A 12,674-nucleotide genomic window follows, 5' to 3' on the forward strand; every position below is an offset into this window, starting at 1 on the left:
ATGGACCGTGGAAGACGGCGATGACCAGCCCCCTGACGAACCTGCGGACGTCCCGGTCCGCAAGATCATCCATGTCGACATGGACGCCTTTTACGCGTCGGTGGAGCAGCGCGACGACCCGGCGCTACGCGGCAAGCCTGTCGCGGTCGGCGGTTCTTCACGGCGCGGCGTCGTCGCCGCGGCAAGCTATGAAGCGCGCAAATTTGGCGTCCGCTCGGCGATGCCCAGCATCACCGCAAAGCGCCAGTGCCCCGACCTGATCTTCGTGCCGCCGCGCTTCGAGGTCTATCGTGAGGTTTCGCACCGGATTCGCGCGATCTTCCGCGACTATGCTGACGAGGTCGAGCCGCTCTCGCTCGACGAGGCCTATCTCGACGTCAGCGCCGACAAGGCCGGACTCGGCAGCGCGACCGCCGCCGCGAAGCTGATCCGCCAGCGCATCCGGGCCGAAACCGGCCTCACCGCCTCGGCGGGCGTGTCGTACAACAAATTCATCGCCAAGCTCGCGTCCGACCAGAACAAGCCCGACGGGATCACCATCATTCCGCCGGGCAAAGGCGCCGCCTTCGTCCAGACGCTGTCGATCCGGCGCTTTCATGGCATCGGGCCGGTCACCGCCGCGAAGATGGAAGGGCTCGGCATCTTTTCGGGCGCCGACCTCGCGGGCAAGGAACCGCTATGGCTCACCGAAAATTTCGGCAACAGCGCCGAATGGCTCTATAATCTCGCTCGCGGGATCGACCACCGCCGCGTCAGGTCGAACCGGCCGCTGAAGTCGCTCGGCGGCGAACGCACCTTCTTCAACGACCTGATCACCGACACCGAGATCCGCGAGGCGCTGGCGCATGTCTGCACCGTCGTCTGGGATCGCGCCGCCAAAAAGGGTGCGCGCGGGCGTACGGTGACGCTCAAGCTGCGCTACGCCGATTTCCGGACGATCACGCGCGCGAAGTCGGTCGCCGCGCCGATCCTCGACGGCAATTCGCTGCTCGCCGCTGGCGAGGCGATCCTCGCGCCTTTGCTCCCGACCGAACAGGGCATCCGCCTGCTCGGCGTGACGTTGAGCAAGTTCGAGGGCGAAGAGGATGACGACGACGAAGGCACCGCCGCGCCCGCCGACCTGCTCAGCCTTATTTGACCGGCAGCGCCGGGGCCGCGCGTCTGAGCGCCGTCTGCATCTTCGCCGACAGCACGCCCATGCCGCACCCGACCAGCGTATCGTCCATCACCTGAATGCCTTCGGGGCCCGGCGCACCGGTGCGCAGCATCATGCGGTCGGGGCCGAGCGACTTCACATAAAAATAGCCCACGCCGTCATAGCCGCCGAACTGCATATAGGTGAAACCGCCGGCGACGGGCCGCGTCTGCGTTATCGCTTCCAGTTCGATGGCAGGGCCCATGCTGCCGCCCGGACCATAGAAATAAACGGCCCCCCAGCGCGCGCCGTCAAAGGCGTAGCCGTTGGTCGCCGACGCGCATTGATCGGCTGCATTGATCCAGAACCCCCTGGCGATCGGCAGATCGTTCGCCTGTGCTGCCGCCGGCACGCTGCCCGCTATCGCGGCGAACGCCAAAATCCATCCGCGCATCGATACCCCCGCCTCTGCCGAAAAGTGACGTCATGGTGGCTTAGACGGGCGATGCGATCAACCCGCGTTCGCGAACACCCGCTCTTTGGTCGCCGTAAAGCGGATCGAAGGATTGCGCTGGGTCATATAACCGACCTCCCACGCATCCTTTGCCATGAACACCGGCGCGCCGTCGCGATCGGTCGCCGCCGCGCCGCGGTTATCGGCCTGGAATGATTTGAGCGCCGCCGCATCGTCACTCGCGATCCAGCGCGCCGTATCCCACGGCGACTGCTCCAGCTTCGCCTCGACCTTATATTCGGCATCGAGCCGGCTGATCAGCACGTCGAGCTGCAGTTGGCCGACGACGCCGACGATCATGTTCGACCCGATCTCGGGATAGAAGACCTGGATGATCCCCTCCTCGGCCATGTCGTCGAGCGCCTTGCGAAGCTGCTTGGTCTTGGTCGGATCGACCAGCGCGACGCGGCGCAGCAGTTCGGGTGCGAAGTTCGGCAGGCCGGTGATCGTGATGTCGCTGCGCTCGGACAGCGTATCGCCGACGCGCAGCGTGCCGTGGTTGGGGATGCCGATGATGTCGCCGGGAAACGCCTCTTCGGCCATTTCGCGGTCCTGCGCGAGGAACAGCATCGGGCGGCTGATCGCGATCGCCTTGCCCGTCCCGCCCTGCATCAGGCGCATGCCGCGTTCGAACTTTCCCGAACAGAGGCGCATGAAGGCGATGCGGTCGCGGTGCGCGGGGTTCATATTCGCCTGCACCTTGAACACAAAGCCGGTGACGGCATTGTCATCAGGTTGCACCGGCGCGGGCTCGGCGGGCTGCGGCTGCGGCCCCGGTGCGTGGGTCGCAAGCCCCGCGAGCAGGTCGACAATACCGAATTCCTTGAGCGCCGATCCGAAGAAGACCGGGGTCAGGTCACCACCCCGATAGGCAGCGCCATCGAAGGGCGCATAGCAGGCCGATGCGAGTTCGGTTTCTTCTTCGAGCAGCGCCAGTGCGCGCGGCGAAAGCCGTGCCGCAAGCGCCGGGTCGGCGAGCCCTTCAACCGCGATCCGCTCACCCTCGTACATGCGCGACGCGTCGCCGCCCGGCACCATCAGCGCCGGGTCCATCAGGTCGTAGATGCCCTCGAACTGCCCGCCCATGCCCGCCGGCCAGTTCATCGGACACACGTCGAGCGCCAGCCGGTCGGCGACCTCGTCGAGCAGTTCGAAAGGCGTCTGGCCTTCGCGGTCGACCTTGTTGATGAAGGTGATGATCGGCACCGAGCGCAGGCGGCAGACCTCGAACAGCTTCAACGTCTGCGGCTCGATGCCTTTTGCGGCGTCGATCACCATCACCGCGCTGTCGACCGCGGTCAGGGTGCGATAGGTATCCTCGCTGAAATCCTCGTGCCCCGGGGTGTCGAGCAGGTTGAAGACCAGCCCCTGATGCTCGAAGGTCATCACCGACGAGGTCACCGAAATCCCGCGCTGCTGTTCGATCTTCATCCAGTCGGACCGCGCGCGCCGCGCTTGCCCGCGCGCCTTCACTTCGCCGGCGATATGGATCGCGCCGCCGGCGACGAGCAATTTCTCGGTCAGCGTCGTCTTGCCCGCGTCGGGGTGCGAGATGATGGCGAAGGTGCGGCGATCAGGGTGCTTGGACATGGCGCGGGCGCCTAGCAGGTGGCGCGAGATGTGGAAAGGGCTGGCGCGGGCGCGGCAGCCGACGCATGATCACGACATGCGCATCCTTTTCCTCGCCGCCGCCCTGATCGCCGCCCCTGCCGCAGCGCAGGAAGCACAGGATTCGCCCTTCGTCGGCGAATATAGCCTCTCCGAAGGACCCGACGTCGGCGGCGGCTTGCTGATCCGGAACGACGGCCGCTTCCAGTATATGCTCGCCGCGGGGGCGCTCGACGAACGCGCCGAGGGGCGGTGGGAGATGCGCGGCGACACCATCTGCCTGACCACCGACCCCAAACCGGTGCCGCCCGCCTTCGAAAAGGCCGAACTGGTCGAAGTCGACGGTGCGATTCCGACGCTGTTCGTGAGCTGGCCCAACGGCCGCGGCATCGCGGGCGTCACCTTCACCATCGGGTTCGACAGCGGCGATCCGGTCGAGGATTATACGCAGAATTATGGCTGGAACCTGCCCGAGGACGACAAGCGCATCCCCCGCTGGATCGAGGTGCGCGAACCGATCTACGACGTCACCGCCCCGCGCTACGAACTCGCCGCGGCTGACGACGGCAAACTGCATGTGACGCTGATCCCCAACGACATCGGCGTCGTCGCCTTCGACGGCGCGTGTTTGGCAGCCGGCGAGGATGGACGCACGATCCTCCATCGGGCCGAGGGAGACATGCGCTTTCGGAAGCTGCAGAGCGAATAGCGCGCGTGAGGCTGGTGCTAACATGGCGCGATAAGTAGGCCAGCGTTTTTTTGGCGACCGATGGTGCCGCTATGGGTGGGGAGCGGACGTTGGCGGTTCCAATGTGCACCCCGGCGAAAGCCGGAGCCCTGTGTAAAAAGCGCAATGTTGGCGTTGGAACTCTGGGCCCCGGCTTTCGCCGGGGTACACATCTCTGTCGGCAACTAACGGTCGATATCGTCGCCGCGGAGCGGCTGTCCTGGCCGACAAACGTTGCGGTAACCGATCTTTGATGTGAACCGACTGGAGCGCCGCGCCTGACATGCTAAGGGCATCCTATGCTTCACATGCACGGCTGCGGCGGCACCGTCGAGATCGATGGTCTCAAATATGACTGGGAACTGCTGAGCGGGCCCCAACTGTCCTCTTCCGAAGGCTGGAAGGGCATGACGGTCTCCTTGCGCCAGAGAGATATGCCACGCGAAGCCGTGCTGGAATTTCCGACGCCAAAGCGCCTGTTGAAAGGATTGCCGAAAGGGCGTTCGCACATCAACGACGCGATAGCCTCGCGAGGGGTCCGGGCGGCATTGTCGGCAGGATGGAACCCGGCTTCACGCGGCAAGCCCACGGTCTTCATCGTTGATGCCAGCGGCGACTAAGCGCAATCGCCCAACCAATCGGCCCTGATCTCTCCCCTGTGCCCCTCCGGCGCCAGCGCGGCGCGCAGGGCTTCCAGCAGAGGCGGCAGCGCCTGCATGAAGGCGTAGGGCGGGTTGACGATGAAAAGGCCCGCGCCGTTATAAATGTCGGGCTGATCGCTGTCGTACAGCCAATGCTCGACCGCCAGAAACTTCGGGATTCCGAGTTTCCGCAGCTGCTGCTTCCACCGCACATGCGTGGCGCGGTCCTTCAGCGGATACCAGATCACCGTCACGCCATGCGCCCATTTGCGGTGGACGGCGGCGAGAGTAGCGGTGATACGGGCGCGTTCATCGGTCTGCTCGTAGGGCGGGTCGACCACCACCACGCCGCGTGCGGTGCGGGGCGGCAGCATCGCCAGCCACAGTTCGTAAGCGTCGCGCTGATGGACGGCGGCGGGTGTGTCGCGCATCGCGCCGCGCAGGGCATAGACGTCTTCGGGATGTTTCTCGTTCAGGATCAGAAAATCCTGCGGACGCAGAAGCTGCGCCAGAAATCGCGGCGATCCGGGATAGAGGCGCGGCTCGGCCCCGGCATTCACCGCCTGTACGGCGGCGCGGTAGTCGTCCAGCAAGGGGTTCGGGTTGGCAAAGGCCCGCAGCACGCCCTGTGTGGCCTCGCCGGTGCGCCCGGCCTCATCGCCGCCAAGGTCGTACAGCCCGCAGCCGGCATGGGTGTCGATCAGGGTCAGTGCGCCCGGTTTTTGCTGCAAGGCCCGCACGAGGGCGATCAACAGGCTGTGCTTCACGACATCGGCGCTGTTGCCAGCATGAAAGCTATGGCGATAATTCATCGTAATTCAAAATCCTGGCGATCCGCTTTCATGCGAACGGCTGGGCGCGGAAGCCGTGCGCGAGGCGATGGAAGCAAACAATCCGGTGCCCGTACAGAGTCGGGCGGAAACCTTCAAAGCATTCTGCGCAAGGCCTTAAGGCCGCGTTAGCGCCCGATCGCCCGATGTCGGCCGAACGTTCCTATAACACCGCACTAGCAGAACTGCGGCGCTCCGACGTTCACGTCTGTCAGTAGCAGACCTGCACCCGCTCGATATCGAATGACCTGGATCGGTCGAAACCGGCCCTCCCTCCCATCCCTCTTGCGCTCGTCCGTCAAATCGGTCACAACTTTACGTGAACGTAAAGGTAAAGACCGAAGCAGAGCCGAGAGGATTTCTTCCCCATGACCATCCCGACCTTCGAAACGATCAAGCTCGACATCGCCGACCATGTCGCGACGATCACGCTCAATCGCCCCGAACGCCTGAACTCGATGCCGCCCGCGATGGCCGACGAGATCCGCGACGCGCTCGACCACTTGCCCGGTCTCGGCGCGCGCGCGTTGCTGATCACCGGCGAAGGCCGTGGTTTCTGCTCGGGCGCGGATCTGGGCGGCGACCGCGCCGCGTCGGCGGTCAGCGGCGGCGCCAACAGCCGCAAGGCGCTGCGCAACCATTATAACCCGATGCTGCTCGCGCTCGCCAACCTCGACATCCCCGTCGTCACCGCGGTCAACGGCCCCGCCGCGGGTGTCGGGTGCAGCTTCGCGCTGTCGGGCGACTTCACCCTCGTCGGTAAAAGCGCCTATTTCCTGCAGGCCTTCGTCAACATCGGCCTCGTCCCCGACGGCGGGTCGTCGTGGTTGCTGCCGCGCCTGATCGGTGTGCCGCGCGCGCTGCAAATGATGATGCTGGGCGAGAAGATCGGCGGCGAACAGGCGGCCGACTGGGGCATGGTCTACAAATGCGTTGACGACGCCGACCTGCTGGCCGAAGCCCGCGCGCTTGCGACGCGCCTCGCCACGGGCCCCACGGTGTCGCTCGGCACGATGCGCAAAATCCTGCGCGCCGGCCTGTCGCAAAGCTTTTCGGAAACGCTCGACGCCGAGGCGACGGGCCAGTTCATCGCGGGCAACAGCGAGGACGCGGTCGAAGGCGTGCTGGCCTTCCAGGAAAAGCGCAAGACCGCGTTCAAGGGTAAGTAAAACGCGTCAGTCCCTCAAACCCGCTCGTGCTGAGGCCGTCGAAGCACCGCTTTTCCTTCTTCCGACATCGAAGAAAGAACAGCCCTTGGACGATCTCAGGGCAAGCAGAATTTAGGTAGGCTACTCCGCCGCCTCCTCGACCATCACCTTCTTGTAGATGCTCGCCTTGGGGTAGGAGCAGAGCCGCTTCACCATCGGTTCGAAAAACGCCAGCGGTTCGCTGTCATAGTCGGGGTCGAACGCCGGCGCGTCATATTTTTCGCAGAATTCGGCGCACGCCGCATAATGGGGACTGTCGCGGAACTGGTCGCGCATATCGCGGTCGAGCCCCAGATAATGGAAGAAATAATGGCCCTGGAAAACCCCGTGGTGCTGGACGATCCACAGATTCTCTTCTGACAGGAAGGGTTTCAGGATCGCCGCCGCGACGTCGGGATGATTGAACGCGCCCAGCGTATCGCCGATGTCGTGGAGCAGCGCCATCACGACATATTCCTCGTCGCGGCCGTCCCGGTGCGCGCGCGTCGCCGTCTGCAGGCAATGTTCGAGGCGGTCGACCGGAAAGCCGCCATAGTCGCCGCCGAGCAGCTTCAGATGCTCGAGAATGCGCGCGCCGTTGTTGGGTGCGAACTCCTTCTGCTCACGCGCGATGATGTCCCAATCATCCTTCGTCCCGTCGATCATCGAGCGAAATTTGGCGTGATCGTGCGTCATCTCGGTCATGGCAGCCTCTCCTGTTTTGGCTGCCAGCCTAGGCCATTCGTTGCTGAATGCAACCTTGTCCGCATGCGCCTCATTCGGGCGCGTAGGTCACGCCATATTTGAGCGCCTCGTCGAGAGTCAGGCAGCGGCGGGTCGACTTGTCCTCCTCGGTTGCCACCGCCTGCTGCTGATACATGATGTCGGTCAGCAATTTGCGCGACACGCCCATCTTGATCAGGAAGGCGTTGTCCTCGCTCGCCAGCAACGCCGAATCCTGTTCGATGCCGCCGATCAGTTCGCGCGTCGCTTCGGTTCCCATCGCGACGCTCATGTCGATCGTCGATCGGTCGCCGGTGCGGGTGAACATATGCACCATGAAAACCCCGCCCGGATCGATAACCCGCGGCAGGCCGCCCATGAACACGAAATTGCAGGCGCTGAAACAGGTCCAGCCGGTCGGCACCCGCGTCAATATGCCCGGATTGCCGCGGATGATGCGACCGGCCGCATTACCGGCGCGGGCGTCGCCGCCCGGCGACCGCAGCCAGATTTCCTCGACGTCGGGGTCGGCCTTCAGCGCGGCGGAAAGCCGGTCGGGCAATCCGGCATCGATGCGTCCCTCGGCGAGCATCACCTTCATGCGGCCGCGCTTTTCGACCTTCAGGGTCATGGTCGGGTTGCCCGACCAGTTCGGGGTGAGCGGACAGGTCGGGTTCGCAGGATCCATCCCGCTCGCAGCCGTAAAGCCCATAAGCGCGAAGGCCGACAGCGCCAGCCGGAAGAGTTTAGGCCGCAAGGACATAGCGTGTGTCGCCCGGCCCCTTGCACATCCGTTTGCTGACCTGCGTTTCTTCGCCGTCGACGATGATGAAATCATTGACGTTCATACATTTGCGCCCGCCGCTTTCGCTATTGATCGACGCCACCGTCGACGATCCGCTGACTTCGGGCCGCGTCTCGCTCGTCCAGTTGGCGGTTGCGCCGACCTTCTCGCCGCGCGTCACTTCCTCGGTCGCAGCGGCCGCCTGTACCTGCTCGCCGGGATCGAGCCGGCAGGCGATGGCATCGGTCAGCGTCCCGCTGACCTCGGCAATCGGTACATAGCTATAGACGCCGGCCTTGCTCGCGACGTCGCCGACGGCATCGTTCAGCACATTGCCCAGGATGTTGCGGCCGATGCTGCTGCCCTTCTTGCCCTTCGGGCAGCCGCCATTGCCGTCTTCGCTCGGTTTCGGCGCCGGTGTCGTCACTTTGCGCAGCAGACCGCCGAATTGCGCCTGCGCCGGTGCGGCCGCGAGCATGCATGCCGCCAGCACCGCCGGAACTCCCCATATCTTGCGTGTCATCCGCCTTACCCCAAATCGCCGTCCCGATCGGACATTGCGCGGCCCTGTTAGCGCGCGTTCATGCCACTCGCTGTGATTTTCATCAACTCCTGGCGAAATCTCATCCAGACAGGTTGAATTAAGGCTGAATATGTCACAGGACGTCGTCATGCTCTCGCAGAAGACCCGCTATACGATCCGTGCCTTTCAGCACCTTGCCGATCATTGGGGCAAGGGACAGGTGCAACTCGCGGACATTGCCGATGCGCAGAATATTCCGCCCAAATTCCTGACCGTGATCCTGTCGGAAATGGCGCGCGAAGGGTTGCTGCTGTCGCAGCGCGGGCGCGACGGCGGGTACCAGCTTGCGCTGCCGCCGGTCGACATCAGCTATGGTGACCTGGTCCGGCTGACGCGCGGCTCGCTCGCGCTCGTTCCGTGCGCCAGCCGCAACGCGCACGAACATTGCAAGAATTGCCTGCCGGAAAAGGACTGCCGGATGCGCAGCCTGATGCTGAAGGTGCGCGACGATACCGCCGCGATCCTCGATCGCATCACGCTGGCCGATCCGATCGCGTCCGAACCGATTTTCGAGACGGAAGAGGCGGCGCAATAACCGCCTTCCCGATAGCGGCGCACTCGCGCCGCGCCGCAAAACCCCCGGTGCCGATACAATGAAGGGCCGCCCTCGCGGACGACCCTTCCATTGTCTTGCTTGACGCGGACAGCTTAACCGAGCCGAACCCCCGCAAGGAAGGCCATGCTCAAATTTCCTGCTGCGCGCGGCATATGACAATGAGACATTCGACCACCTCCTTTCGCTTGTTGACGATAGGAACAATGTGGGCAGCAGGCGCGATTTGCGCAAGAGGGAATCGGAAGGCCGCTATATTCCCTGCAAACTAAGACGCCATTGACCGCTTCCGGCCGGGAGTTGCCGTTTCCTTTTTCGTCATCCCGGGCTTGATCCGGGATCCCGCTTTCTTGAGGGTAGCGCAGATTTCGACGTCCAGCGGGACCCCGGATCAAGTCCGGGGTGACGAAGGTGAGTGGAGCTCATGGCAGTTTCCCACCCCAAAGCCGCCATTCACCGCAACCCTTGGTTTTTCCGAACAAATCCCCATGTAAGAGAACCGACCGGCCGCCCGCCACGCCCCGCAAAGGTTCGGCTTAGGTTCATCTCGCCGGATTAGCATGACGGGCGGGGATGGTGTGAGGGAATGACGACGACGATGATCCAGCCTGCCCGCCTCCTGTTTCCCTTGCTCGCGGCCCTCGCCTTCGCCGCACCGGCGCATGCCGATCCGACGCTCGCCCAATCGGCCGAGCCGCCGGAAAAATTCTCCTTTCTCATCACCTATGGCGATGACCAGTGCCCTGAATCGACGGGCGAAGAGATCGTCGTCTGCGCGCAGCAACCCGAGTCCGAACGCTACCGCGTGCCCAAGGAACTCCGCGAGGAACTGAAGGACGACGCCCCCGTCGGCGGCGGCAGCTGGGCCTCGGCGGTCGAGGGTTATGACAATATCGCGCGCACTACCCGCCCCAACAGCTGCTCGCCCGTCGGGAGCTACGGCTTCACCGGCTGCGCGTCGGCGGCGCTCCGCCAATGGTTCGAGGAACGGCGCATGTATGCGGGGCAGAACAAGGACGATTGACGGCGGCGGGCTCGCCAGCATAGCCTGACGTTCCCCGAAACAGGAGTTCGTCATGCGCCTCCCCCTTCTCGCTCTCGCCGCTGCCATCGCGGTTCCCGTCATCGCGCAAAATGCACCGCAGATTCCCGGTCAGCCCGACCGGACGCGCGTCACCGCGGGCACCTATGCCGCCGACCCTGCGCACACGATGGTCGTCTGGGAAGTCGATCATCTGGGCTTCAGCAAATATAGCGGCATCTTCGGCGACGTCACCGGCACGCTCATCCTCGACCCCGCCAATCCCGTCGCGTCGAAGGTCGATGTGACGATTCCCGTCGCCAAGCTCACCACCGCCAACGCCGGCCTGACCGCGCATCTGCTGCGCGCGGGCAAGGATGGCGGCAAGCCCGATTTCTTCGGCGCCGCGCCCGCCGACGCCAAATTCGTCTCGACCGCCGTCGTCCTCGACGATGACGGCGACGAAGCGAAGGTCACCGGCAACCTGACGCTCAACGGCGTGACCAGGCCCGTCACCCTCGACGTCGATTTCCATGGCGCCGGCGCGGGCATGAACAAGAAGGAAACCGTCGGTTTCCAGGCCGAAACGACGATCAAACGCAGCGATTTCGGCATCGCCTACGGCATCCCGATGGTCAGCGACGCGGTCGAACTCGAGATCCATGCGGCGTTCGAGAAACAATAAGGCTTCGTGACGCGACGTAATATTTCATCGTCATCCCGGCGAAGGCCGGGATGACCGGTTATTGTGGAGGAACATCCGCTTCCCACGTCAAAGCCGAAATTCGCTGTCCATAAAATACCGCTGTCCTACATTATCGCGCCGTGCCAGCCTGGTGATCATTCTTTGAAATCGTCGGCTTCCGCACCCCCTCTTAAAGAGGCAAAGGAGACATTTTTCGCGTGCGCATGCGTATCTTTTGTCGGCTTAAGGCCACAAAGGACACAAAATCGATGCCCGCATACGGGGCCTTTGTGGCTTTAGAGCCGGACCGGGAAACGACTCGCGCACGCCTCTCCCCCCTTGCCCTCCCCCGCCCGCCGCGCCACGGTGGCGAGATCAGACAGGGGAGACTTCATGCGTAAATTGGGAATGGTAGCGGTCGCGGTCGCGGTCGCGGCACTCGCGCTTCTCGGCACGACGGCGCACGCGAAAACCACCATCGTCTATGCCGGCCGCATCATCACCGATGCCGACAAGCCGGCGCAAGGTCCCTCGACCATTACCATTACCGACGACCGCATCACGGCGATCACTCCCGGCCGCGCCGCCGCCCCGGCCGGCGCCGAGGTCATCGATCTGGGCGACAAGACATTGCTCCCCGGCCTCATCGACCTGCACGTCCACCTGACCGGCGATCCCGGCGGCGATTATCGCGCCGAGGCGGTCGAACCCGCCGAATGGGGCGTCATCGTCGGCGCAAAGAACGCCGCCATCACGCTGCGCGCGGGCTTCACCACGGTGCGCGAGGCGGGATCGGCCCAATATACCGCCTTTTCGCTGCGTCGCGGCACCGCGAACGGCTTCATCGAAGGACCGCGTATCGTCGCCGCGGGACCGCCGCTGTCGATCATCGGCGGGCATGGCGACGTGACCGGCTTTCGCGAAGATGTGCACGCCGTGCTCGACCAGGGTTACACCTGTACCGGCGCGCTCGAATGCGCCGAAAAGGTTCGCAAGGCCTCACGCGCGGGCGCCGACGTCATCAAGATCACCGCGACCGGCGGCGTGCTGTCGCAGCAGGGCCGCGGCCTCGAAGGACATTTCACCAGCAGCGAACTGCAAAGCATCTCCGACACCGCCCACTCGCTCGGCCTGAAGGTGATGGCGCATGCGCATGGCGCGCGCGGTATCGAATCGGCCGCGGCGGCGGGGATCGACAGCATCGAACATGGCACCTTCGCCGACGATGCGGCGCTCAAGGTCATGAAGGCAAAGGGCAGCTATCTGGTCCCGACGCTGATGGCGTTCGAGGGCGTTCGCGCCGGGCTCGGCAAGGGCATTTATACCCCGACCGTCGAGACGAAGATCCGCATGACGCTGGGCGAAGTCGGCAAGGCCGTCGGCCGCGCCAAGGCGCTGGGCGTCCCCATCGCGTTCGGCACCGATGCCGGTGTCTTCGAACATGGCCGCAACGGCGGCGAGTTTGCGCTGCTCGTGAAAGCCGGGCTCACCCCGCGCGAGGCGTTGGCCAGCGCGACGACCGTCGCGGCGCGGGTGCTATCGATGGAGGGCGAAATCGGCCGGATTGCGCCGGGCATGTCGGCCGACATGATCGCGGTCAGCGGCGACCCGCTGAGCGACGTCACGACGCTCGAAAAAGTCGATTGGGTGATGGTCCGCGGCCGGATCGCCGACTGACGATAT

General features: G+C 64.4%; 14 protein-coding genes. 8 read left to right on the plus strand and 6 right to left on the minus strand.

Going from position 1 to position 12,674, the window contains the following annotated elements:
- Positions 1 to 7 precede the first annotated feature (7 nt).
- Entirely contained in the window at positions 8 to 1,138 is a 1,131-nt protein-coding gene (dinB, locus tag FHR22_RS09375) for a DNA polymerase IV (RefSeq protein ID WP_166941443.1), read from the plus strand.
- Here dinB and FHR22_RS09380 read toward each other — a convergent pair.
- Both FHR22_RS09380 and FHR22_RS09385 read right to left on the minus strand, forming a co-directional pair.
- The gene (locus tag FHR22_RS09380) at positions 1,131 to 1,589 is read right to left on the minus strand and encodes a hypothetical protein (RefSeq protein ID WP_166941445.1); all 459 of its coding nucleotides are present in this window, start codon (positions 1,587 to 1,589) and stop codon (positions 1,131 to 1,133) included. The two genes, dinB and FHR22_RS09380, sit on opposite strands and share 8 nt — an antisense overlap.
- Before the next feature lie 57 nt (positions 1,590 to 1,646).
- Entirely contained in the window at positions 1,647 to 3,239 is a 1,593-nt protein-coding gene (locus FHR22_RS09385) for a peptide chain release factor 3 (protein ID WP_166941447.1), read from the minus strand.
- On the opposite strand from FHR22_RS09385, the gene FHR22_RS09390 reads away from it, so the two are divergent.
- Both FHR22_RS09390 and FHR22_RS09395 read left to right on the plus strand, forming a co-directional pair.
- Entirely contained in the window at positions 3,238 to 3,966 is a 729-nt protein-coding gene (locus FHR22_RS09390) for a hypothetical protein (RefSeq protein ID WP_166941449.1), read from the plus strand. The genes FHR22_RS09385 and FHR22_RS09390 overlap by 2 nt on opposite strands.
- 317 nt (positions 3,967 to 4,283) lie before the next feature.
- Positions 4,284 to 4,604: a hypothetical protein gene (locus tag FHR22_RS09395; protein ID WP_166941451.1), complete on the plus strand. Its 321-nt coding sequence runs from the start codon at positions 4,284 to 4,286 to the stop codon at positions 4,602 to 4,604.
- Here FHR22_RS09395 and FHR22_RS09400 read toward each other — a convergent pair.
- Positions 4,601 to 5,437, minus strand: coding sequence for a 23S rRNA (adenine(2030)-N(6))-methyltransferase RlmJ (locus tag FHR22_RS09400; protein WP_166941453.1), 837 nt, complete (start codon positions 5,435 to 5,437; stop codon positions 4,601 to 4,603). The genes FHR22_RS09395 and FHR22_RS09400 overlap by 4 nt on opposite strands.
- 386 nt (positions 5,438 to 5,823) lie before the next feature.
- Between FHR22_RS09400 and FHR22_RS09405 the strand changes: the two genes are divergently transcribed.
- Positions 5,824 to 6,624 carry an enoyl-CoA hydratase-related protein gene (locus tag FHR22_RS09405; protein WP_166941455.1) on the plus strand — a complete coding sequence of 267 codons (801 nt, stop codon included), beginning with the start codon at positions 5,824 to 5,826 and terminating at the stop codon, positions 6,622 to 6,624.
- A 120-nt stretch (positions 6,625 to 6,744) separates the two neighbouring features.
- On the opposite strand, the gene FHR22_RS09410 is transcribed toward FHR22_RS09405, so the two are convergent.
- From FHR22_RS09410 to FHR22_RS09420, 3 genes are all read right to left on the minus strand, one after another.
- Positions 6,745 to 7,347, minus strand: a complete 603-nt coding sequence (locus FHR22_RS09410; RefSeq protein WP_166941457.1) for an HD domain-containing protein — start codon at positions 7,345 to 7,347, stop codon at positions 6,745 to 6,747.
- Between the two features lie 70 nt (positions 7,348 to 7,417).
- A complete protein-coding gene (locus FHR22_RS09415) occupies positions 7,418 to 8,128 on the minus strand; it encodes a COG3904 family protein (protein WP_243853629.1) in 711 nt (236 codons plus the stop codon).
- Positions 8,112 to 8,672: a hypothetical protein gene (locus FHR22_RS09420; protein ID WP_166941459.1), complete on the minus strand. Its 561-nt coding sequence runs from the start codon at positions 8,670 to 8,672 to the stop codon at positions 8,112 to 8,114. Before FHR22_RS09420 ends, FHR22_RS09415 begins: the two co-directional genes overlap by 17 nt.
- Before the next feature lie 148 nt (positions 8,673 to 8,820).
- Here FHR22_RS09420 and FHR22_RS09425 point away from each other — a divergent pair, with 148 nt between their 5' ends.
- The 4 genes from FHR22_RS09425 to FHR22_RS09440 all read left to right on the plus strand — a co-directional run bounded on the left by FHR22_RS09425 (position 8,821) and on the right by FHR22_RS09440 (position 12,668).
- Entirely contained in the window at positions 8,821 to 9,267 is a 447-nt protein-coding gene (locus FHR22_RS09425; RefSeq protein WP_166941461.1) for an RrF2 family transcriptional regulator, read from the plus strand.
- A gap of 604 nt (positions 9,268 to 9,871) precedes the next feature.
- A complete protein-coding gene (locus FHR22_RS09430; protein ID WP_166941463.1) occupies positions 9,872 to 10,309 on the plus strand; it encodes a hypothetical protein in 438 nt (145 codons plus the stop codon).
- A 52-nt stretch (positions 10,310 to 10,361) separates the two neighbouring features.
- Positions 10,362 to 10,991: a YceI family protein gene (locus FHR22_RS09435; RefSeq protein WP_166941465.1), complete on the plus strand. Its 630-nt coding sequence runs from the start codon at positions 10,362 to 10,364 to the stop codon at positions 10,989 to 10,991.
- Between the two features lie 393 nt (positions 10,992 to 11,384).
- Positions 11,385 to 12,668 carry a metal-dependent hydrolase family protein gene (locus FHR22_RS09440; protein ID WP_166941466.1) on the plus strand — a complete coding sequence of 428 codons (1,284 nt, stop codon included), beginning with the start codon at positions 11,385 to 11,387 and terminating at the stop codon, positions 12,666 to 12,668.
- Positions 12,669 to 12,674: the final 6 nt, after the last annotated feature.

Source organism: Sphingopyxis panaciterrae (genome assembly GCF_011762125.1).
Taxonomy (GTDB): Bacteria; Pseudomonadota; Alphaproteobacteria; order Sphingomonadales; family Sphingomonadaceae; genus Sphingopyxis; species Sphingopyxis panaciterrae.

Bases quoted from the DNA above. Each gene is read 5' to 3' on its own strand.
- FHR22_RS09400 (WP_166941453.1), bottom strand. From the start codon at position 5,437: ATGAATTATCGCCATAGCTTTCATGCTGGCAACAGCGCCGATGTCGTG.
- FHR22_RS09390 (WP_166941449.1), top strand. From the start codon at position 3,238: ATGGCGCGGGCGCCTAGCAGGTGGCGCGAGATGTGGAAAGGGCTGGCG.
- FHR22_RS09385 (WP_166941447.1), bottom strand. From the start codon at position 3,239: ATGTCCAAGCACCCTGATCGCCGCACCTTCGCCATCATCTCGCACCCC.
- FHR22_RS09405 (WP_166941455.1), top strand. From the start codon at position 5,824: ATGACCATCCCGACCTTCGAAACGATCAAGCTCGACATCGCCGACCAT.
- FHR22_RS09435 (WP_166941465.1), top strand. From the start codon at position 10,362: ATGCGCCTCCCCCTTCTCGCTCTCGCCGCTGCCATCGCGGTTCCCGTC.
- FHR22_RS09410 (WP_166941457.1), bottom strand. From the start codon at position 7,347: ATGACCGAGATGACGCACGATCACGCCAAATTTCGCTCGATGATCGAC.
- FHR22_RS09380 (WP_166941445.1), bottom strand. From the start codon at position 1,589: ATGCGCGGATGGATTTTGGCGTTCGCCGCGATAGCGGGCAGCGTGCCG.
- FHR22_RS09420 (WP_166941459.1), bottom strand. From the start codon at position 8,672: ATGACACGCAAGATATGGGGAGTTCCGGCGGTGCTGGCGGCATGCATG.
- FHR22_RS09440 (WP_166941466.1), top strand. From the start codon at position 11,385: ATGCGTAAATTGGGAATGGTAGCGGTCGCGGTCGCGGTCGCGGCACTC.
- FHR22_RS09395 (WP_166941451.1), top strand. From the start codon at position 4,284: ATGCTTCACATGCACGGCTGCGGCGGCACCGTCGAGATCGATGGTCTC.
- FHR22_RS09425 (WP_166941461.1), top strand. From the start codon at position 8,821: ATGCTCTCGCAGAAGACCCGCTATACGATCCGTGCCTTTCAGCACCTT.
- FHR22_RS09430 (WP_166941463.1), top strand. From the start codon at position 9,872: ATGACGACGACGATGATCCAGCCTGCCCGCCTCCTGTTTCCCTTGCTC.
- FHR22_RS09415 (WP_243853629.1), bottom strand. From the start codon at position 8,128: ATGTCCTTGCGGCCTAAACTCTTCCGGCTGGCGCTGTCGGCCTTCGCG.